The 21,102-nt window shown below is 72.8% G+C and carries 16 protein-coding genes and 1 pseudogene; 5 read left to right on the forward strand and 12 right to left on the reverse strand.

From position 1 onward, the window contains the following. The first annotated feature begins 421 nt into the window (after nt 1-421). Nucleotides 422-3,028, forward strand: a complete 2,607-nt coding sequence (locus AB5L52_RS11220) for a LuxR C-terminal-related transcriptional regulator (protein ID WP_369363715.1) — start codon at nt 422-424, stop codon at nt 3,026-3,028. Between the two features lie 264 nt (nt 3,029-3,292). On the opposite strand, the pseudogene AB5L52_RS11225 reads toward AB5L52_RS11220, so the two are convergent. Continuing rightward, nucleotides 3,293-4,675 (reverse strand): annotated as a pseudogene (locus AB5L52_RS11225) (ATP-binding cassette domain-containing protein); the annotation flags it as partial. A gap of 184 nt (nt 4,676-4,859) precedes the next feature. Continuing rightward, the gene (locus AB5L52_RS11230; RefSeq protein ID WP_369363716.1) at nt 4,860-6,770 is read right to left on the reverse strand and encodes an ABC transporter ATP-binding protein; all 1,911 of its coding nucleotides are present in this window, start codon (nt 6,768-6,770) and stop codon (nt 4,860-4,862) included. Nucleotides 6,771-7,213: 443 nt separating this feature from the next. Here AB5L52_RS11230 and AB5L52_RS11235 point away from each other — a divergent pair, with 443 nt between their 5' ends. Together AB5L52_RS11235 and AB5L52_RS11240 are read left to right on the forward strand one after the other, a co-directional pair. Further along, the gene (locus AB5L52_RS11235) at nt 7,214-8,260 is read left to right on the forward strand and encodes a radical SAM protein (RefSeq protein WP_369368852.1); all 1,047 of its coding nucleotides are present in this window, start codon (nt 7,214-7,216) and stop codon (nt 8,258-8,260) included. Nucleotides 8,261-8,401: 141 nt separating this feature from the next. After that, entirely contained in the window at nt 8,402-9,931 is a 1,530-nt protein-coding gene (locus tag AB5L52_RS11240; RefSeq protein WP_369363718.1) for a helix-turn-helix domain-containing protein, read from the forward strand. On the opposite strand, the gene AB5L52_RS11245 is transcribed toward AB5L52_RS11240, so the two are convergent. Both AB5L52_RS11245 and AB5L52_RS11250 read right to left on the reverse strand, forming a co-directional pair. Next, nucleotides 9,928-10,497, reverse strand: a complete 570-nt coding sequence (locus AB5L52_RS11245; RefSeq protein WP_369363720.1) for a GNAT family N-acetyltransferase — start codon at nt 10,495-10,497, stop codon at nt 9,928-9,930. The genes AB5L52_RS11240 and AB5L52_RS11245 overlap by 4 nt on opposite strands. Before the next feature lie 106 nt (nt 10,498-10,603). Next, nucleotides 10,604-10,978 (reverse strand): VOC family protein, encoded by a 375-nt coding sequence (locus AB5L52_RS11250; protein WP_369363722.1) that lies wholly within the window; start codon nt 10,976-10,978, stop codon nt 10,604-10,606. A 258-nt stretch (nt 10,979-11,236) separates the two neighbouring features. Here AB5L52_RS11250 and AB5L52_RS11255 point away from each other — a divergent pair, with 258 nt between their 5' ends. Together AB5L52_RS11255 and AB5L52_RS11260 are read left to right on the forward strand one after the other, a co-directional pair. Then, nucleotides 11,237-11,413: a hypothetical protein gene (locus AB5L52_RS11255; RefSeq protein WP_351015752.1), complete on the forward strand. Its 177-nt coding sequence runs from the start codon at nt 11,237-11,239 to the stop codon at nt 11,411-11,413. Nucleotides 11,414-11,527: 114 nt separating this feature from the next. Next, complete coding sequence (locus AB5L52_RS11260) at nt 11,528-12,415, forward strand: phytoene/squalene synthase family protein (protein WP_369363724.1); 888 nt, start codon at nt 11,528-11,530, stop codon at nt 12,413-12,415. Here the strand turns inward: AB5L52_RS11260 and AB5L52_RS11265 are convergent. The 8 genes from AB5L52_RS11265 to AB5L52_RS11300 all read right to left on the reverse strand — a co-directional run bounded on the left by AB5L52_RS11265 (nt 12,389) and on the right by AB5L52_RS11300 (nt 21,086). Further along, nucleotides 12,389-13,582: an MFS transporter gene (locus tag AB5L52_RS11265; protein WP_369363726.1), complete on the reverse strand. Its 1,194-nt coding sequence runs from the start codon at nt 13,580-13,582 to the stop codon at nt 12,389-12,391. The two genes, AB5L52_RS11260 and AB5L52_RS11265, sit on opposite strands and share 27 nt — an antisense overlap. Next, nucleotides 13,582-14,085, reverse strand: coding sequence for a GNAT family N-acetyltransferase (locus tag AB5L52_RS11270; RefSeq protein ID WP_369363728.1), 504 nt, complete (start codon nt 14,083-14,085; stop codon nt 13,582-13,584). Before AB5L52_RS11270 ends, AB5L52_RS11265 begins: the two co-directional genes overlap by 1 nt. Before the next feature lies 1 nt (nt 14,086). Next, entirely contained in the window at nt 14,087-15,319 is a 1,233-nt protein-coding gene (locus AB5L52_RS11275; protein WP_369363730.1) for a type III PLP-dependent enzyme, read from the reverse strand. A 32-nt stretch (nt 15,320-15,351) separates the two neighbouring features. Continuing rightward, nucleotides 15,352-16,644 (reverse strand): DUF6271 family protein, encoded by a 1,293-nt coding sequence (locus AB5L52_RS11280; RefSeq protein ID WP_369363732.1) that lies wholly within the window; start codon nt 16,642-16,644, stop codon nt 15,352-15,354. Beyond that, a complete protein-coding gene (locus tag AB5L52_RS11285; protein WP_369363734.1) occupies nt 16,641-17,675 on the reverse strand; it encodes a phytanoyl-CoA dioxygenase family protein in 1,035 nt (344 codons plus the stop codon). The genes AB5L52_RS11280 and AB5L52_RS11285 overlap by 4 nt, the downstream gene beginning before the upstream one ends. Nucleotides 17,676-17,769: 94 nt before the next feature. Next, the gene (locus AB5L52_RS11290) at nt 17,770-19,254 is read right to left on the reverse strand and encodes a glycoside hydrolase family 3 protein (protein WP_369363736.1); all 1,485 of its coding nucleotides are present in this window, start codon (nt 19,252-19,254) and stop codon (nt 17,770-17,772) included. A gap of 6 nt (nt 19,255-19,260) precedes the next feature. Then, nucleotides 19,261-20,091, reverse strand: a complete 831-nt coding sequence (locus AB5L52_RS11295) for a carbohydrate ABC transporter permease (RefSeq protein WP_351015772.1) — start codon at nt 20,089-20,091, stop codon at nt 19,261-19,263. Beyond that, entirely contained in the window at nt 20,088-21,086 is a 999-nt protein-coding gene (locus tag AB5L52_RS11300) for a carbohydrate ABC transporter permease (RefSeq protein ID WP_369363738.1), read from the reverse strand. The genes AB5L52_RS11295 and AB5L52_RS11300 overlap by 4 nt, the downstream gene beginning before the upstream one ends. Nucleotides 21,087-21,102 lie beyond the last annotated feature (16 nt).

Genomic DNA, 21,102 nt, shown 5'->3' on the forward strand with positions numbered 1-21,102 from the left:
CAGCGGAACACCGCTTGGCCCGCCGCCCGCCCGCGGGCCACCATGCTGTGCACCCGGCCTGTCCCGGCAGGCCCCGTCGTAGGGAGCCACCGATGCGCGACACGATGCGCCCAGCCCACATCTGACCGGCGCCGGGGAGCCGACCCGCTCGGCCCGACCCGCACGACGGTCGCCGTGGCGTCCTGATGCCGCCACCTCCGCCTCGGCGCCCTGACACCGCACGGTCCCGCCGCGCCGCCGACCTGACCCGTCGCACCCGGCCGGACCGTTCACAATCGGCTGCGGCCGCGCCCGTCCCCGCATGTGCCCGCAGCGCACCGCTGTCCGCGTACCGGTGCCCGCGCCTTCGCGGGTGCCCGACGACGGCGTGGCCGGGCCCGGCGGGGGCGGGCGGGCCCGGCCACGTCCGGGGGGAGACACCTTGCGACACGACATGGGTCCGGAACGATTTGTCGCCAGGGACGCAGAGCAGCGGCAGGCGCTCGGCGCCGTGCTGACCAAGGGGGGTACGGCGATCGTCGGTCCCGTCGGGGTCGGCAAGACGGCGTTGCTCTGCGCCGTGGCGAGCCGGCTCGACGCGGCGCGCTTCGACGTGGTGTGGACCGTGGCCACCCGGGCGAGCCGGCAGGTGCCCTTCGGCGCGTTCCACGGTCTGCTCGGCGGCGCACGGGAACGGCTCGACGAGGGCCTGGCGTACGGGGCGCTGCGCACCGAACTGGCCCGGCGGTCCGGGCCGCGCACCCCGGTCCTGGTCGTCGACGACGTCCACCACCTCGACGACCGGTGCGCGGCGCTGGCCCTGGGGCTGGCCGCGGAGGGGCGGGCCAGACTGCTGGTCGCCGCCCGCAGCGAGCCCGCAGCGGCGGTGTCCGACGCCGTGGTGGCGCTGTGGAAGGACGGCTATGTACAGCGCCTGGACGTGGCGCCGCTCGGCCTCGCGGGCACCGCCCGGCTGCTGCACGTCCTGGTCGACGGCGAGGTGGCCCGGGGCACCGTGGATCTGCTGCACCGGTGGACCGGCGGCAACCCGCTGCTGCTGACCCAACTGGTGCGCCACGCCCGGGCGTCGGGCCGCCTCGCGGCCGAGCGCGGCCTGTGGTGGTGGCGGGGCCCGCGCACGGTGCCGCCCGGACTGGCCGAGGTGTTCGAGCACGAGCTGGACGGCCTGACCTCCGCGGAGCAGGATGCCCTGGCGGCGATCGCCCTGGGCGAGCCGCTGGCCCTGGCCGCGGTGGAGGCCGTGGCGTGCGACGCCGTCGAGGCGCTGGAGGAGCGGGGCCTGGTGCGCACGGCCGACGGCGGCGGGCAGATCCTGGTCCGCCTGGGCCGGCCGCTGCTCGCCGCGGCGGTGCACCGAAGGCTGCCCCGGCTGCGGCGCCGCCGGGTCGCCGCGGCCCTGCTCGCCGCGGACGACTGCCCCGCGCCGGACCCGGTGGTCCGGGCGCGCTGGCAGCTGGAGGCGGACGGGCCCGTCGACGCCGCCCTGTTGATCCACGCGGCCGAGGCCACCCGCGGCCACGACCCCGAGCTCTCCTGCCGCTTCGCCCGCCGGGCCCTGCGCGAGTCGAGCGCGGCGGCCGTCGTACTCGCCCGTGCCCTGGTCGAGTCGGGCGACGGCGCGCAGGCCCGGCACGTCCTGGAACGGGCCCGCGTCGACGCGCCCACCGAGGCGGCCCGATTACGGGCCGAGGTCGCGCTCGCCGGGCACGTCTGCTGGGTGGAGCGCGACCCGGCAGGCGCCGCGGCGGACCTCACCGCCCTGGGCGCACGGACGACCTCGCCCGCGGCCCGCAGTGCGGTGGACGGGGTACGCGCCCTGGTGCTGCTGGGCGGCGGCCGCACGAGCGCGGCCGTGGAAGTCGCCGAGCAGGTCCTGCGCACGACGGTACGGGGACCGGGAGTCGCCCCGGCCCGCCTCGCCCTGTCGGTCGGCCACGCGCTGAGCGGCCGTACGCGGGACGCCGTCGCGCTGGCCGAGCAGACGGCCGCTGACGGCAACACCCCTTGTGAGGTCGGTGAGTTGGCGCGGATCGCGGGCTGCTTCGCGCGGGTGTGGGGTGGCGGTGCGGGCCCGGAGTCCGGACCGGCATCGGGGGGCGGCACGGATCCGGACCTCGACCAGGTGTGGGGTGGCGGTGCGGGCGCGGCGCTTGGCGCCCCGCCGGGGTCGCACCCCGCCTCCGCATTCCTCGACGGGCTGCGGCTCTGGGCGCTCGGCGATCACCAGGAGGCCGTCGTGCGGCTGCGCGAGGCCGTGCTGCGGCACTCCGGCGGGACCCGGCTGTTACGGACCGAGGCGAGCTGCCGGCTCGTCGGCTGCCTCGCCGAGGCGGGGCGGCCCGATGACGCCGAACGCGCCCTGGCCGCCGGTCCGCCCGACGCCGTCGGGTTCGTGCCCGGGCACGAGCGGTGGGCCCGGGCCGCGGTGGCGGCCGCGCGGGGCGAGGTGACGGCGGCGACGGCGGGCCTCACCGCCGCCGCCGACATCGCACGGCGCGAGGGCTGCTGGGCGGTGGCCGCCGAGTATCTGACGTGCGCGGCCTGGCTGGCGCCCGCCGGTCCGCCCGCCGGCCTCGTCGACCAACTCGCCCGCGCCGCAGGCCACATCGACGCGCCGCGCCTGCTCGCCGGGGCACAGGCCGCGCTCGCCCTGGCCCGGGGCAGCGGTACGGAACTGCTGGAGCATGCGGTGCGCCTCGACGGCCTGGGCATGCGGGCGCCCGCCTGGCGCCTCGCCGAGAAGGCGGTGGCCGCGCTGCGGGCGCACGGCCACCGGCACGGCGACGCGGTGATCCTGGTGAACAGGCTGCGCGACCACCAGGGGGCGGTGGCACCGGCGTTACGGCCCGACGCGCTCACCGCCCGCGAGCTGGAGATCGCCTCACTGGCCGCCGCGGGCCTGGCCGACCGGGCGATCTCCAGCCGGCTCGACGTGTCCGTCCGTACGGTGGAGAGCCATCTCGCCCGCGTCTACCGCAAGCTCGGGGTGCGTTCCCGCCGGGACCTGCCCTCCGCGTTGCGCGCCTGACCGGACAGGGGCAGCCGGGGCGTACGCGGCCGCGTGCAGCGCGTACATCGCGGCATAGCGGCCGCCCCGGGCGAGGAGTTCGCCGTGGCGGCCGGTCTCCACGATCCGGCCGCCGTCCAGGACGACGACGAGGTCCGCCTCTCGTACCGTCGCGAACCGGTGCGACACGATCACCGTGATGGTGTCCGGGCCCCGCCCGCCGGTGCGCAGATAGTGCCGCAGGAGGTCGGCCTCGCTGTCCGGGTCGAGGCTCGCGGTCGGCTCGTCGAGGAGGACGAGCAGCGGGGCGGTGCGCATCCTGGCGCGGGCCAGGGCCAGTTTCTGCCACTGGCCCGCCGACAGGTCGGTGCCGTGCGGGAAGGTCCGGCCCAGCTGGGTGTCGAGCCCGGCGGGCAGGCCCGCGACCACCTCGGCGGCGCCGGCGGCCCGGAGCGCGGTGCCTACCGCGTCCGGGTCGTCGAGGGCGGCCGGGTCGCCGAGGCCGACGCTCTCCCGGACGGGGAGTTCCAGCCGGCAGAAGTCCTGGAAGCAGGCCGTGACATGGGTACGCCACTCGGCCGGGGCCACCTCGGCCAGGTCCTGGCCGCCGAAGCCGATCCGCCCCTCGGTCGGCGGCTGCAGCCCCGCGAGCAGGGCGACCAGCGTGGACTTGCCCGCCCCGTTGTCCCCGACCACCGCGACCGTGGCGCCGGCGGGCAGCCGCAGGTCGACCGGGCCGAGCGCCGGTTCGCCGCGGCCCGGGTAGGTGAACACCACGCCGTCGAGGACGAGATCGCCGCGCGGCGGTACGGCCCTGCCCGTGCCGCCGGGCAGGCCGCCGCGCGGGTGGTCGGCCAGCCGCAGGTACAGCGCGACCGTGTCGAGGGCGCGGCGCAGCCAGCCGAGCAGCCAGCCGAGACCGGTCGTGGCGCCGACGAGGCGGGTGCTCAGCAGCAGGACCAGCACCGCCTGGCCCGCGGAGCCGGTGCCGTCGAACACCCCGCGCGAGACGAGGTACAGGCCGCCGATGAGCGCGGCGCTGAAGACCAGCCAGCCCCCCGCCACGGCGAGCGCGCCCCTGGCCCGGGCCGCCTCGCGCGGGCCGCTCGCGGCCAGGAACTCCGCCCGGTGGCGCGCCGAGATCTCCCCGGCGAGGCGGTACAGGCGCACCTCGCGGGCCGGTCCCGGGTCGGTGGCGAGCGTGAAGAGGTCGGTGCGGCGCCGGTCGGCCTCGGCACCCGCCCGCTCCGCGGCGGCGACCGTCCGCGCCTGGCGGCGGCCCGCCGCCGCCAGGGGCACGATCGCGAGCGGCAGCAGCGCGAGCAGCGGGTGGGCGAAGGCCAGCAGGACCAGCGCGCCCACGCACCGGGCCACCAGGTTGGCGTTCTCCACCAGGGCCGCGAAGGCCGTGCCGAACTCGCCGCGCCGCTGGCGCACCACCTCGGCGGTGTCCAGGAACTCCGGGTCCTGGTAGTGCCCGATGTGGTCGGGCTCCGAGCACAGGTTCATCATGCGCCGGTCGAACTCCAAGCCGATGCGGTGCTGCAGCACCAGGCGTACGTCGGTGGCGACGGCCGCCGCCTGATGCACGAACACCGTGACCCCGAGCAACAGCAACCCGCCGCGCACGGCCTGCCAGCGGTCGGCCCCGGCGGCGCCGTCGACCATCCACTGCAGGCCGAGCGCCTGCAGCGCCGCGACGACGTTGAGCAGCGGGGAGAGGATCAGGACGAGGAGCGCGCGCCTCGGGTCGACGCGGAGGGCGGTGCCGAGGAGGAGACGGACGGCGGCGAGCGCCGTACGGCGGGTTCGGCCGGCTGACTCTCGTGAACCGGGCTGACTGACACGGCGGTTACGCACGGCGGCTTCCCTGGCGTACGTCGAAGGGTTCGGACTGGATGCGGAACATCCGCGCGTAGCGGCCCTCGGCGGCGAGCAGCGTCTCGTGCGTGCCGTACTCGCTGATCCGGCCGCCGTCCAGGACTGCGATGCGGTCGGCCAGGCGGACGGTGGCGAAGCGGTGGGAGACCAGGATGGTCGTGAGCCCGGCCGTGATCTCCAGGAAGCGGGCGTACAGCTCGTGCTCCGCCTCGATGTCGAGGTGCGCCGTGGGCTCGTCCAGGACCAGCACCTTGGCGCCGTGCTGCACGGCGAACAGGGCCCGGCTGAGCGCGAGCCGCTGCCACTGGCCGCCGGACAGCTCGGTGCCGTCGGTGTAGGCGCCGCTGAGCGGGGTGTCCCAGCCGCCCGGCAGCTCGGCCTCGACCCCGAGGAAGCCGCCGAGCCGGGTGGCCGCGCGCAGGGCCTCGTCGGTGGCCTCGGCCTCGATGCGGCCGAAGCGGATGTTGTCGCGCGCGGAGAACGGGTAGCGCACGAAGTCCTGGAAGACGACGGCCACTTGACGTCGCCAGGAGGCGGTGTCGAGCTCGCGCAGGTCGGTGCCGTCGACGGTGACGCGGCCGCCGCCCGGCAGGTAGAGCGCGGCGAGGAGCTTGGTGAGGGTGCTCTTGCCCGCGCCGTTGTCACCGACGAGGGCGAGCGAGGACCCTGCCGGCACGACCAGGTCCAGGCCGTCGAGGACGGGCTCGGGCCGGCTCGCGTAGGAGAAGCGGACCCCCTCGAAACGGATCTCCTTGCAGGGGAGGCCGGTTGCGTCCCGCTTGCCGGGCAGCCCGGTCGCTGCCTGCTCGTGGGCGGGACCGGCTGCGTCCGGCGCCTGTCCGGCGGGGTGCCCGGCGTGGGCCGCATGCTCGTCGCAGGCCGCATCCCCAGTCGCGTCCGCCATCCCCAGTGCGCCGACGTCGAGGGCGGCCGGAACCGCGGCGCCGGCCGTGTGCAGCTGCCACAGCAGATCGCCGCTGAAGCCGAGGGCGTACATGCCGAGCAACGCCTGTAGCGCGACGGTCAGTTGGCGTGCGGAGAGCGCGCCGCCGGTCGCCTGCACGGCGAGCGGCAGCACCACGGCCAGATGCGCGCCGAGCAGGAGCACGATCGCCAGGGCGTGCCGCCGCGGGCTGACGCGTGCACGACGCAGCCGTACGATCCCCTCCCACCAGGCCGTGCTGAACCGCTCCACCAGCCAGGGGCGCAGCCCGAACAGCCGTACTTCCTTGGCCGCGGGCGCGGTGGTGGCCAGCTCGCGCAGATAGGCGGCGCGCCGCAGTTGCCCGGTCTGCGCGCCGTGCGCGGTCACGGACCGGCCGATCTCCTTCTCCTGCCAGCGGCCGGTGACCACCCAGCCGGCGCCGAGGACCAGCGGCATCCACCAGGATCCGGCCCAGCCGAGCAGGGCGGCGCTGACCAGGCCGGTCAGCCGCAGCGGCACCAGGCCGGCCAGCGCGACCACCGCCTGGCCGGGCGGATGCGCGCCCAGGGCGACCGCCCGTGCCTGCTCGATGCGGTCGGCCACCCCGGCGTCGTCCAGATGCCCGATCTGCGCGGGCCGCAGGGCGCCGTCCACCGTGCGCTGCGCCATCGCCCCGTCGACCGCGGTGCCCAGGCGTGCGGCGGCCATGGCGCGGACCGGGTCGAGCACCACGTCGAGGACGAGCACGAGTGCGAGCAGCCCGAGCCCCACCGCCGTACCGCCCCGGGACGGCGGCCTTCCGGTGAGCGCGGCCACCAATTGCCCGGTGGCCAGCGGCAGTAGAGCGGCGCCTGCGGCCTGAGCCAGGACGAGTGCCGCGAGCGCGAGGGTCAGCCCCGGCGCGATCCGCGGCAACTGCCGTACCAGTGCGAGGACTTTGCTGCTGTGTGCCCTCACGGGATGCACCACCGGACGTACCACCGGATTCACCCTCCGCCGGATCAGAAGTGCGCCGACATGAATGCGGTGGCCGCCTCGGAACGGAAGCGGCCACCGCGTGTGCGTCTCACCGTCACTCGCCGACGGTCGGGGGCGGATACATCATGGCGATTCACCTCCTCTCGTCTCGGCGGGAGCACTGCTGCGGAACGCGAGGAACGCTACGGCGGGGCGGGTGGCGGACGAATCCGTGATCGGGTACGCAAATCCCGCCCGTGCGTACGCAGCCGGCGCCCCCCTGTCCCGTACGTACGCCCCGTGCGTACCGCGCGCCCGCCCTTGCGTACCGCTCCACGGACGACCGCGCGCGGGGTGCGTTCCTAGGGTGCGGGGCCAGGACTGCACGCCGGCCACCGACGGGGAGGGCCGGCCACCGACTGGGAGAGGCACCCGTGGACGAGATGAAGAACCCCAACGCGGTCATCTGGGACGTCACTTTCGCGTGCCCCTTGCGCTGCGTTCACTGCTATACGGAATCGGGCCGGCGGCCCGCGAAGAATCTCACCCACGACGAGATGCTGCGCGTCGCGGACGCCATCATCTCCCTGCACCCGAAGATGATCACGCTGTGCGGCGGCGAACCGCTGACCATCAGGCGCATCGTCGACGTGGCCCGGCACTTCGACGAGGCGGGGGTGCGGGTCTTCCTGTACACCAGCGGCTGGGCGCTGCCGGCCGACGCGATCGACGCGCTCTCGGACGTCGTGGCCAAGATCGTGGTGAGCCTGGACGGTGCCACCGCCGCGACCCACGACCGGATCCGCGGCCGGGCCGGGTCCTTCGAGCGGGCGACGGGCGCCCTCGCCCGCATCGACGCGGAGGTGGGGCGACGGCTCGCGCAGAGCCGGCGGGCGCCCCGGTTCGGCATCGACTACGTCGTGATCCGCAGCAACTTCGCCGAGCTGGACGCCATGTGCGTCCAGGTGGCGCCCAGGTTCCCGCACCTGGAGACGCTCTACTTCGGCGCCGTCGTGCCCACGGGCCTGGCCAGCCGCCGCTCCTTCGTCGAGCACGAGCTGCTCCACGACGAGCAGGTCGCCGAGCTCATCGCGCCGCGGACGCTGGAGCGGCTGCGGGCGGCCGCACCGGCGTCGGTCACGGTGGAGACGACCGAGAACTTCGAGGTCCAGATGAACCCGGGGTTCCTGGCCCGCACCCCCAGCTTCCGGCCCATGGAGATCGAACCGGACGGCGAGGTGCGCGCGATGCCCATCTACGAGGGCACCGTGGGCAGTCTGCTCACCGAGGACCCGCTGGTGCTGTGGCGGCGTTCGTACGAACGCTGGGCGGACCCGTTCGTCGTCGAGCAGCTGGACGCCGTCCGCACCCGCGCCGACTGGGCCGAGGCGGTGCGCCGTATCGACGCACGGTTCGCCTCGCCGGAGGACCGGGCCCGTATCGACCGGCGGCCGGTGTTCGTGCCGTTCGGCACAGAGGGAAGGGCATAGCGGACATCAGCTGACATCGCCGCATTTAACTGGACCTTTAGGGTGACGCAAGGCGCAAATCGCCGGATATCGCCGACGCGACGTCACTCGAATGGACCCCCATGACGGGCGCCATCTCATATCTGAGATAGCCTCAGCCTCATGGCAGACGACTACCTCGTACGCATCGGCAAGCTCATCCGTGACGCCCGGCAACACCGAGGCTGGACACAGACGCAGCTCGCGGAGGCGCTCGGCACCAGTCAGAGCGCGGTCAACCGCATCGAGCGCGGCAACCAGAACATCAGCCTTGAGATGATCGCCCGGATCGGTGAAGCCCTGGACAGCGAGATCGTGTCGCTGGGGTACGCGGGGCCGATGCATCTACGAGTCGTGGGCGGCCGCCGGCTGTCCGGCGCCATCGACGTGAAGACCAGCAAGAACGCCTGCGTCGCCCTGCTGTGCGCCTCGCTGCTGAACAAGGGCCGCACGGTGCTGCGCCGGGTGGCCCGCATCGAGGAGGTGTACCGCCTGCTGGAGGTGCTGAACTCCATCGGCGTCCGCACCCGCTGGATCAACGACGGCGTCGACCTGGAGCTGGTGCCCCCGGCCGAGCTGGAGATGGCGGCGATCGACGCGGAGGCGGCCGTACGCACCCGCTCGATCATCATGTTCCTGGGCCCGCTGCTGCACCGCATGGACGCCTTCAAGCTGCCGTACGCCGGCGGCTGCGACCTCGGCACCCGGACCATCGAGCCGCACATGATCGCGCTGCGCCGGTTCGGCCTGGACATCGCGGCCACCGAGGGCCAGTACCACGCGCGGGTCGACCACACGGTCCGGCCCGACCGCCCGATCGTGCTGACCGAGCGCGGCGACACCGTGACCGAGAACGCGCTGCTGGCCGCCGCCCGGCACGACGGCGTGACCGTCATCCGCAACGCCTCCTCCAACTACATGGTCCAGGACCTGTGCTTCTTCCTGGAGGCGCTGGGCGTCAAGGTCGAGGGCATCGGCACCACCACGCTCACCGTGCACGGCGTGCCGAACATCGACGCCGACGTGGACTACTCCCCCTCCGAGGACCCGGTCGAGGCGATGAGCCTGCTGGCCGCCGCCGTGGTGACGGAGTCGGAACTGACGGTCCGCCGCGTCCCCATCGAGTTCCTGGAGATCGAGCTGGCGGTCCTGGAGGAGATGGGCCTCGACCACGACCGCAGCCCCGAGTACTGCGCGGACAACGGCCGTACCCGCCTGGTGGACCTCACGGTCCGCCCCTCCAAGCTCGAAGCCCCGATCGACAAGATCCACCCCATGCCCTTCCCGGGCCTGAACATCGACAACGTCCCGTTCTTCGCGGCCATCGCGGCGGTGGCGCAGGGCAAGACCCTGATCCACGACTGGGTCTACGACAACCGCGCGATCTATCTGACCGACCTCAACCGCCTCGGCGGCCGCCTCCAGCTCCTGGACCCGCACCGGGTCCTGGTCGAGGGCCCGACCCGCTGGCGCGCCGCCGAGATGATGTGCCCGCCGGCCCTGCGTCCCGCCGTGGTCGTCCTGCTGGCGATGATGGCGGCCGAGGGCACGTCGGTGCTGCGCAACGTGTACGTCATCAACCGGGGTTACGAGGATCTCGCCGAGCGCCTGAACTCGATCGGGGCGCAGATCGAGACCTTCCGCGACATCTAGGAAGCCGGACGGACCTCGGGGCCTGGACGCTTCGAGTCCGGCTGCCAGTCCTGGGCGAGGAGCCCGAGCAGCACCTCGTCCAGGAACTCGCCCATCACCCAGGCCGAGGAGCGCAGCACGCCCTCGCGGACGAAGCCGTTGCGCTCGGCGGAGCGCAGCATCGCGACGTTGTCCGACAACGTCTCGATCTGCAGCCGCTGCAGGCCGCGCACGACGAAACCGTAGTGGCACAGCACCGCGACCACATCGGTGCCGTAGCCCTTGCCACGGCAGGACGGCAGCAGCCCGAGGCCGATGTGCGCGGACCGGTTGTGGTTGTCGATGCCCCACAGCGTCGCGGTACCGACCAGCGTGCCATCGTCCAACTCCACGACGGAGAACGGGACATGCCCCTGTTCCTTGTCGTCCACCACGAGCCGCGGGTCCTTCGAGCCGGGCGTGATCGGCCGCCACGGACGGCCGTCGGCACGCGAGGCGTTGACCACGTCGTCGTAGAGCTCGGCCCGCAGGACCGGGATGTCGTCCTCGTGGCGGGCCCTCAGCCCGACCTTGGCGCCCTTCAGCATGCAGGCTTCTTATCCGGCAGGGCCCGCCTGCGGCAACCAAATAAAGGGCGGGCTCAGCCGGTGCGGCGGCGGCAGCCGTGGAGCCAGGACAGCGGGCCCGCTGGGCTCAGTGGAGGCAGAGGCAGAACGGATGGCCGGCCGGGTCCGCGTAGATCCGCCAGTTGGCCTCCGGGCGGAGCTGGTCCGTCCGTTCCAGCACGGTCGCGCCGAGGGCGAGCGCCCGCTTCTCCTCTCCGTCGAGGTCGTCCACGTCGAAGTCCAGGTGAAGCTGCTGCGGGCGCTCCTGGCCGGGCCATTGCGGTGGTTGGTAGCCGTCCACCCGCTGGCAGGCCAGCGGTGCCCCCTCGAACCCGTGCACCTCGACCCAGTCGGCATCCTCGGAGTCCGCGATCACCCGGCCGCCGAGCAGATCCGCGTAGAACTCGGCGAGCCGTACCGGGTCAGCACAGTCCAGGGCGACCGCCTGCAGCTTTCGAATCACTTCCGACACTCCTCGCTCTTCGGTCGCTTCCGCGACGCCTCCGTACGCGAGGGGTCGTACCCGCGTTGCACCCGCCCACACCCAGGCCTCGAACGCACCGCACGCCCCGTCAGCATCCCGGCCGCCAGAGGCAGTTGACATCCAGTCAAACAGTGGCCGACGCGCCGTATGCCTCTTCCGCCGTCGGACACGGCGGGTGATGCTCTGCTCACCGGGGGACATCAGGAGCTTCACGACCGACCCACGGAGGACTGGACGATGCCGCTCGGAAGGATCGCCGTGTACAACGACGCGGACGGCGTGGGCATCATCACCGGCGAGGACGGTGAACTGCGCCCCTTCTCCGGCATGGAGACGCAGACGACGCGCGAGGGCCAGCGGGTCCTGTTCGACGTCGTCGGAGCGAAGGCCACCAATGTGATCGCCGTGCGCTGACGCCTCCGGGCCCCGCCATCGGCGCAGACGCCTTCCCTCGGCCCCGCCATCGGCGCGGCCGCGGTCCCCGGACCCTGCGATCGCGCCGGCCCGCCCCGGCCCTACGATCGGCACATGCGAGGGTGGACGAAGAGTCTGGACGCGGCCGGGGTCCGGGAGCCGGGGCTGCGGGCGGACTACGGCCGGCAGCGGGAACTGGTGCGGCGGTATCGGCGGACCGCGTACGTGGCCGCGCGGCTGCTGCTGCCGGGGCGGTTGCAGCCGCAGGTGGTGGCGATGACCGCCGTGATGCATCACGGGGACCGCCTCCTGGACACCGGGCCCCTGCCGCAGCGCGAGGCGGCCTGGGCCGACTGGGAGCGGCGGGTGCGGGAGGCGTTGAAGACGGGGACGGGTGACAGCCCGCTGCTGCGCACGCTCGTGCACACCGTGTCCGCCCGGCCACGGCTGCGCGCGACCGTGGAGAGCTACCTGGAGACCGCCACGGCCGAACTGTACTTCGCCGGCTTCGCCACCGAGGCCGACTACCAGGCCTATCTGGACGCCTATTCCTTCCCCGCCTTCATGCTGATCGCGGAGCTGCTCGGGCCGGAGGGCGACGACCCGCGGTACCAGGCCGCGTGCCGGACGTTCATCGACGGCAGCCAGCGACTCGACTTCGTCAACGACCTCGCCGAGGACCTGCGGGAGGGCCACGTGGGCATCCCGGTGGCCACCCTGGAACGCTTCTCGCTCGACGCGGCCCAGCTGGCGGCGGGCCGTTCCGGTGCCGGTCTGGACGCGCTCGTGGCGGACCAAGTCGCCGCCGCCCGCGCCTCCTTGACGGCCGCCCGGGAGCTGCCCACGCTGATCCCGGCTCCCGGCCGGCGGCTCGTGCGTGCGCTGATCGACATCGAACTGCTCACCGCGGACGCGGTACGGGCGCGTGGCGCCGGGGTGCTGCGCGGTTCCGTGAGTCCGCCGCCCCTGCGGGCCCTACGCGTTCTCATGCGCCGGAACTGAAGCCCCGGCCGTGGACGCGCAGGCGCGGTCCGCCCAGGGGATCCAGAACGCCGTCACCGTGACGATCAGGGCCGCTGCGGCGACCGTGGTCATGCCCAGGGTCAGGTTCGTCGCGCCCGCCACGAAGCCGATCAGGCCGGGGCCCGCCAGCAGGCCCGTGGTGCCCATCGCGGCGACCAGCGCCAGGGCGCCGGAGCCGCGGCCGGCGGCCGCGACGTAGACGCACGGGGTGACGGCGGCGGCGCCGAGGCCGACGCAGGCGAAGCCGAGGAGCGTCGGGATCACCCCGCCGGCCGCCAACGCGAGGGCCAGGCCGGTGGCTGCCACCGCGCTGCCGGCCCGTACCACCCGGCCGTCGCCGAACCGGCTGCGCCAGCGGTCCGCCCACAGGCGGGCCAGCAGCATCATCACGGAGACGACCGCGATGCCCAGCGGGGCCACCGTCGCCGACGCCTCGACCTCGTCCTTCAGATACAGCGTCGACCAGTCGTTCATGGCGCCCTCGGTGATCGTGCCGAAGGCCATGGCACAGCCCATGAGGAGGGTGGTGGCGGAGGGCGGCGTCCAACGGCCGCCGGGTTTGCGGTCGTTGGACCTGGCCGGTTCCGTGTGGGCCAGCAGGGCGGGGCGGGCGCCGGCCAGCAGGAGCAGCAACAGGGCGCCGGCCAACGCGAAGTGGGCCGGGACGGAGGCGGTCAGCGTCGTCACGCCCGAGCTGAGCAGGGCGGCGGCCAGCAGGCCGGCGCTGAACGTGGCGTGCAGCTGGGACATGGTGGTGCGGTCGTACGTCTGCTCCAGCGCGGCTCCCTGGGCGTTCATGGCCACGTTGAGGCAGCCGACCGCGACTCCGTCCGCGCACACGGCCAGCAGCGCCAGCGGGTAGTCGGGTACGGCGGGCAGGGCTGCCAGTACGGCGATCAGGCACAGCGCCGAGGCCAGGGACAGCCGCCGGGAGCCGAGGCGGCGCATCAGGGCGGCGACCAGCGGGAAGGAGGCGGCAGCGCCGGCCCCGCAGGCCATCAGCAGCAGGCCCACCTCCCCGGCCCCCAGGTCCAGCCGGGTCTTGAGCGCGGGGAGGCGGGAGACCCAGGTGCCGTACTGAAAGCCGAGGAAGCAGAAGAGCGCGGCGATCGACCACTTGGCGCGCCGGAAGGAGGGAGTGGTCATCAGCTCGCCTCCCGCAGCGCGACCAGCCGCGCCGACATGTACACCGCGCCGCTGCCGTAGCCGGCCGGCAGCCGCGCCTCGGGATGGGGGCGGTAGCCGTTGGCCCGCCAGAAGGGCTCCTTGCCGGCGACCGCGATCAGCGACATGGTCTCGAAGCCGCGGCCGCGGGCCACGTCCGTCAGATGGCGGACCAGGCGGGTGCCCAGCCCTCTGTGCCGCAGGGGCGCGGTGACGACGAGGTCGTGCAGGTGCAGGTTGGCGGAGCGGTGGGACGTCTGCTCGGCGCGGGCCGGCTCGGGGTAGTGGAACCTCGGGTAGGGCAGGGCCAGTACATAGCCCGCGATCCGGCCGTCGCGGTCCAGCACGAAGCAGGTGCCGGCCGCGGCCCGGGACCGCAGGCCGGCCTCGCCCTCCGTCAGCGAGGTGTCCGCGTACGCCCCGGCCTCCAAGTCCACGACCTGGGGCCAGTCGGCCTCGGTGAGGCCCCGTATGAGGTCTCGCATGTCAGTGCTGTCCTTCCTGGCCGCGTATGCAGACGCAGGGCAGCGGGCGGATGCCGTTGAAGCCCTGGGTCATGTAGCTGGTGGCGTAGGCGCCGGCGGAGAGGATCCAGACCGGGTCGCCGGAACCGACGGACCGGGGCACGCGCACCGGGTGCCGGCCGTCGCCGTAGGCGTCGTCGCTGTCGCAGGTGGGGCCGGCGACGATCGCCAGGACCCGCTCCTCGTCCTCGGGGTGGCCCGGGAAGACCATCCGGTGCGTCAACTGGTCCATTTCGTAGAGGCCGTTGAACTTGCCGCAGCTGAGGTAGAGCCAGTGCGCGTCGGTTCCGTCCGGCTGCCGGCGGCGGGTGAGCCGGGAGACGTGGGCGCGTACGGCGCCGTGGTCGGCGACCAGATGGCGGCCGGGTTCCATGACGAAGGCGAGCGGGGTGGAGGTGAGGGTGCGCAAGTGGTCCATGCCCTCGCGGAGCACGGTGAAGATCTTGTCCAGGGGCGGGTCGAGGGGGTTGCCGTGCCGGTCCTGGTAGCCGAGCGCGGGCAGGCCGCCGCCGAGGTTGATGTGGTCGGGTACGATCCCCCGCCCGGCCAGCGCCGTCACGGTCTCGGCGAGGGTGTCCAGGGCCTGCTGCCAGCCCTCCGCGGTCATCTGCTGGGAACCGACGTGGACGGACAGGCCGGCCGGGGTGAGACCGGCCGCGCGGGCCGTGACCAGCACCCGGACGGCGTCGTCGGGGGTGCAGCCGAACTTGCGGTTCAGGCCCCACACAGCGCCCTCCCCGCTGGTGGCGAGACGGCAGAACACCTGGGCGCGGGGCGCGTGCGCGGCGATGGCGGTGACATCCTCGATGCTGTCGGTGGCGAAGGTACGGACACCCAGGCGGTGGGCTTCGGCGATGTCGTGGTCGGACTTGATGGTGTTGCCGTAGTGGATGTGGTCTGGCTGGGCGCCGGCGTGGAGGGCCTGGGTAATCTCGGCGGGGCTGGCGGTGTCGAATCCCGCACCTCTGGAGGCCAGGCAGCGCAGGACTTCGTCGACTGGGCAGGCCTTGAGTGCGAAGCGGATCGTGACTTCGGGCAACTCGTTCAGCAGGGCGTCGTATTGGTGCTCCATGCCGGTGAGGTCGAAGATGATGCGGTCGGATTCGGCTGCGGCGAGTTCGGTGGCGAGGGGTTCGCCGAGTGGTCCTCTGCGGGTTCGTTGTGGCTTGTCGCGCCCACGCGGCGGTAGCCGCATGTCAGACGGGGCCCCGCGCCCCTTTGGGGCGCTCATGTGCGGGCCGCTTCCACAAGTGCCGGCCAGACGTCGGTCAGGTGGGCGAAGTCCTCGATGTCCCACTCTGCCTGGTCCAGCAACTCGGCACGCTCGTAGGCGAGTTGATCGGCAAATGACGCGTATCTGCCACCCAGTTTGCGATAGGCCGTGTCGATCCGGTCCAAGCGCCAGACGTTCTCGGTGCGGTCCAGGTGCGCACTCTCGCGCAGGAGCTCCGTGATCCGGTCGGGCCGTACCTGCCCGTGATCGTTCAGGAGCCGGTCGCCCTCGGCGGCCATGTGGTCGTAGACGTCGTGGAAGTAGAGCATCGACAGCAGGAACTTTACGAACCGCCGCTGGTAGGCCGGGAATCCGGTGTCGGTACGGCGTTCGGGGGTGTGGAAGTTCTCGATGTGGCGGTTGTGCAGGATGCCGGGCAGGACGGCGTCGTGGACCACATGCAGGAGGAAGTAGTCGCTGCCGATGGTGTCGGTGGCGGGCGGGAGCGGGATGCGTTCGTAGATCGCACGGTCGAAGGCGATGTTGCACATGTCGACGCGCATGGGGTCGACCACGGTGAGGGTTGCCCGGTCACCGGTGAAGGGTGCCGTGCCCGCGCCGGTGAAGGACTCCTCGACCAGATGGCGTTTGCGGTCCTCGGGCCAGTCGCCGGGCGCCCAGAGGCTGACGACGTCGTGGTACACGCCCTCGTCCAGGCGTCGCATCTCCCCGATGTCGACGGAGAGTTCGCCGATGAAGGAGGCCCCGGCCAGGGAGACCGGGCGGTGCAGCAGCTCCGGAGCGAGGTCGGTGCGGGTGACGCTGCCGGCCGCCTCGGTGGCCGGGCGGCCGAGGTGCGGCAGTTCGTGGTGGACGGGGAACACCGTTTGTCCGGCGTGGAGTTGGTAGGCGCCGTCGGAGTCCCTGCGGTGCAGCGAGTCGCAGCCGAGGGCGGCGGCCAGCAGGAAGGCGCGGTTGGTGCAGGCGCCGTAGGAGACGGCGGGCGGCAGCATCAGGTGGAGCAGCCGGTCGGGGTCGGGCAGGCCCGCGCGCTCGATCGTGCGGTGCAGGAAGACGCGCTGGGCGTACTCGTCGAGGTGGTGGACGGTCACGTGCGGGACCGGGGGAAGGGCGGCGACGGTCCGGGCGTGTCCGGCGCGCGTGGGGTCGTCGGAGGAGTCGAGGATCAGGAGCTGGACGTCCGCGCCGAAGCGGTCGGCGGCGTAGGCGGCCTCGGCGTGGATCGCGGTGAGGGTGGCGGAGCAGGCCCGGTTGGTGGGCAGGCAGAGGCAGATGCGGTGGTTCACTGTGCCTCTTTTGCGGTGGCGGTCCAGGAGTCCAGGCCGAGCAGTTTCCGGCCGAGCGGGGTGAGCGCGGCGGGCCCGTAGCGGTCGGCCTCCGGCTCGCGGGCGTCGCCGAGGAGGGTGCCGTTCCAGTCGGGGGTCGCGAGGGTGCGCCAGGAGTCGACGCGGGAGTCGCGCAGGGCGGTGTGCTCCTCCAGGGCGGGCATCATCGACAGGTACTGGACGGCTCGGACACCGTTGTCAGAGAGGTTCGGTGCCACCCCGTGCGCCAGCAGCCCGTTGAAGATGAGCAGGTCACCGGCCTGGAGGTCGGGGCGGATGACCGGGAACTCGGCGCGGTCGGTGCCGGGGCGGACCGGGTCGCGGCCGGGCGGCCGGGCCACCCGCCACTCCTCGAAGCGGCGGAAGAGTTCCGGGGCGCACTGGAAGCCGCCGAGTTCGGGCCGGGTGTCGTTGAGGGCGATGATGCCCTGGACGCGCTGGGGCAGGACGGCGCGGGTGGTGTCGACGTCCCAGTGCAGTTCGATGTCGAAGCCGTCGTCGGTGGGTTCGATCAGGGAGCGGGAACGGGTGCGTATGTTGGGCGGGTTGAGGTTGAGCCGGTCCAGGGTGACCCACAGCTCTGCGCAGTCCCAGACGTCCACGAAGGCGTCGTAGACCCGCTGGGTCTGGCGGGTGTCCCAGAGGAGCTGGTGGTGGTAGGCCTCGACGAAGCCGTAGATGAACAGGTGCTGGTCGAGTGCGGAGCGGAACTCCGGTTCCGTGTACCAGGTTTCGGGACGGTCGGGGTCGAGGTGCTGGAACTCCCAGGCGAAGTCGAGGAGTTGCTTGGCCTCGCCGGGGGTGACGGCCTCGCGGACGACGACGTAGCCGTACGTCTGCCAGAAGGTGAGGTCCGCTTCGGACAGCACCCGCAGGGGGCGGGACTTCTCCAGGTCGCGCAGCGGGGTGGGGGCGAGGTAGGTCTCGCCGTCGGCGCTGAAGTAGGGGCGCGCCGAGGCGGCTCGGTGGAGGAAGGGGTGGGGCGTTTGCATGCGATTCCTCTGGAACACAAGTGCGGTTGGATCCGGGGAAAGAGCAAGATCGAGCGGGCCGCCCGCGCCGGCGGGCGGCCGGTGAACCCGTGGGTCAGCCCGCGACGACGGCCTCCGCCGCCGCCACTCCGCAGACCCGGGCGGCGCCGTAGGCGGCGATGTGCAGGGCGCCGCGCGGGGCGGCCTGCGGCAGGCCCATCTCCACGACGACGGTGTCGGGGCGGGCGGTGAGCAGGGTGTCGAGGGCGGCGCCCATCCAGGGGTGGCGGTGTTCGTCGCGGACCACGGCGACGATCCGGCGGCCCCGCAAGGCGGCGAGGGCCGCTTCGCCGGCTCCGTCGCCGGAGAAGGAGGCGGCGTCGGTGCCGGGCAGCAGCCGCTTCAGCTCGGCGGCGACGCCCCAGGGGGTCTGGTCGCCGACGGCGATGTTGCGCTCCGGTTCGAACTGGGCGACGTGCACAGGGGTGTTGAGCGGGGCGGCGGTGCCGGTACGGGTCACGCGCAGCGCGCGGCGGGCCGCGACGAGGCCGATCTCCGGCTGGGGCTCGATGTCCGCCCCGCCGCGTGCCCGGGTGGTCCAGGCGGCCAGCTTCCGCACCCGGGCGGCCGCGTCGGCGAGCCGTTCCTCGGGCAGTTCGCCGCAGCGTACGGCGGCCACGAGGGCGTCCCGGAGCCCCAGGACCGTGCCCTCGTCGCACAGTCCGCCGCCGACGCAGATGGCGTCGGCGCCGGCCGCGATCGCGAGGACCACGCCGTACTCCAGTCCGTAGGTCCCGGAGATCGCGCGCATCTCCATGCCGTCGGTGACGATCAGGCCCTGGTAGCCGAGTTCGTCGCGCAGCAGGTCGGTGAGGATGCGGCGGGAGAGGGTGCCGGGGCGGTCGGGGTCGAGGGCGGGCACGAGGATGTGCGCGCTCATGATCGCCCGGGTGCCGGCGGCGATGGCCGCGCGGAACGGGGGCAGTTCGCGGGCGTAGAGGGTGTCGGCGTCGACGTCGATGCGGGGCACGGCGTGGTGGGAGTCGACGTTGGTGTCGCCGTGGCCCGGGAAGTGCTTGGTGCAGGCGGCGACGCCGGTGGACTGCAGGCCCTCGACCCAGGCGGCGGTGTGCCGGGCGACCAGGGCGGTGCTCGCGCCGAAGGAGCGGACGCCGATGACGGGGTTGTCGGGGTTGGCGTTGACGTCGGCGGAGGGTGCCCAGTCGAAGTTGACACCGCAGGCGGAGAGGCGCCGGCCCAGTTCGCGGGAGACGGCCCGGGTGAGGTCGGGGTCGTCGACGGCGCCGAGGGCGTGGTTGCCGGGGAAGGAGGAGCCGGTGCGGACGTCGAGGCGGGTGACGTCGCCGCTCTCCTCGTCGATGGCGACGAGGAGGTCGTCCCGTTCGGCGCGCAACTGCGCGGTGAGCGCGGTGACTTGGTCCTCGGTGACGACGTTGCGGCCGAACAGGGCGACGGAGGCGAGGCCCTCACCGAGGCGGCGGCGCACCCAGTCGGGGGCGGTGGTGCCGGCGAACCCGGGCTGGAGCACCGCGAGGGCGTCGCGGGTGAGGGTGTCCGCACCGGTGGCGAGTGTGGTCATCGGGCGTCATCCCTTCACGGCGCCGTCGGTCAGACCGCTGACAGCCTTGCGTTGCAGGAAGATGAAGAGGATCAGGATGGGCAGCGCGAACAGGGACGAGGCGGCCATGGTGGCGCCCCAGTCGTCGCCGAACGCGGTCTGGAACTGCGACAGCCACAGCGGCAGCGTCTGCTTGTCGATGTCCTTGTTGAGGATCAGGACGAGCGGGAACTCGTTCCAGGCGGTGATGAACCCGAACAGCGAGGTCGCCATCAGACCGGGGGCCAGCAGCGGGAGGATGACCCGGACGAAGGCCTGGAAGCGGGTGCAGCCGTCGACCATGGCCGCCTCCTCCAGGTCCTTCGGCACGGCGGCCACATAGCCGCGCAGTGTCAGGACGGTCAGCGGGAGCACCATCATCGTGTAGAAGACGGTGAGCGGGACCAGGCTGTCCAGCATGTCGTTGTCGCGGACGATCATGTAGATGGCGATGACCATGACCTCCCAGGGGGCCATCTGCGCCAGCATGAACGTCACGATGAGCCCGCGCCTGCCCTTGAACCGCATCCGGGCCAGGGCGAAGGCCGCGAAGAGCGCGATGACGAGCGAGAAGACGACCGAAAGGACCGTCACGGTCACGGAGTTGGCGACCAGCGTCCAGAAGTGGTCGGCGTCGATCGCCTTCTTGAAGTGGCTGAGGGTGACGTCCGTCGGGAACCACACCGGGTTCTCGGAGATGATGTCGCCGGTCGGCTTGAAGGCCGTCGCGAACATCCAGTAGACGGGGAACACGAAGCCGACGAAGAGGACGGCGGCGGTCGCGTTGGGCCAAATACGGCCGAAGAGCGAGCGCTTCACAGCTCGTCCTCCTCTTGCTTGAGCACCATGCGCAGGTAGTACGAGGTGATGACGAGCAGGATCAGGATGGTCAGGAAGGAGATCGCCGCGCCGACGCCGAAGTGCTGGTTGCCGACGCCCTCGACGAAGGCGTAGATCGGCAGCGTCTCGGTGAGGCGGTCGGGGCCGCCCTGGTTGATCGCGAAGATCTGGGTGAACGCCTTGAAGACCCAGATGACCTCGAGGAAGGTCGTGGCGTACAGGAATGGCCGCAGGAAGGGCAGGGTCACCGAGGTGAAGCTCTGCCAGGCGCCGGCGCCGTCCAGGGACGCGGCCTCGTACAGCTCCTTGGGGATCGTGGTGGTGGCGGCGTAGAGGTTGATCGCCACGAACGGGATCGACTGCCACACGATGAGCAGGACGACCACGGAGAAGGTGGAGAACTGGCTGCCGAGCCAGTTGTGGCCGGCCATGGAGTGCCAGCCGAGCTTGTCCAGGGCCCAGTTGACGACGCCGAAGCGCTGGGCGAACAGCCACTGGTAGACGGTGGTGGCGGCGACCGGGGGCATCGCCCAGGCCAGGACGAGGCCCACCATGAGCAACAGCCGTGTCTTCTTCCCGAGCCGGGCCAGCAGCAGCCCGATCAGGGTGCCGAGCCCCATGATGAGGACCACGTTGGCGGCGGTGAAGAAGACGGTGCGCTCTACGACGTGCCAGAACTCCGGCTCGGACAGCACCTGCCGGTAGTTCTCGATGCCGTTCCACTCGGTGAGGTGCTGGATGAGCTGCCGCGGGTTGAGGTTCTGGAACGACAGGATGCCGTTCTTGACCAGGGGCCAGCCGAGCAGGACCACCGTGGCCAGCAGCGCGGGCAGCAGGAGCAGGTAGGGGGCGGCAACGCCGCGGCGGGACGGGGACCCGGAGTCACGGTCCGCACCCCGCGGCGGCCCCGGTATCCGGGCCTTGCGGACAGCGGGCTCCCCGGCCGTGTCCGTGCCTTCGGTCTGCACTGACATGAATTGCCATCTCTTC

The sequence above is a fragment of the Streptomyces sp. CG4 genome, assembly GCF_041080655.1.
Lineage (GTDB): Bacteria > Actinomycetota > Actinomycetes > Streptomycetales > Streptomycetaceae > Streptomyces.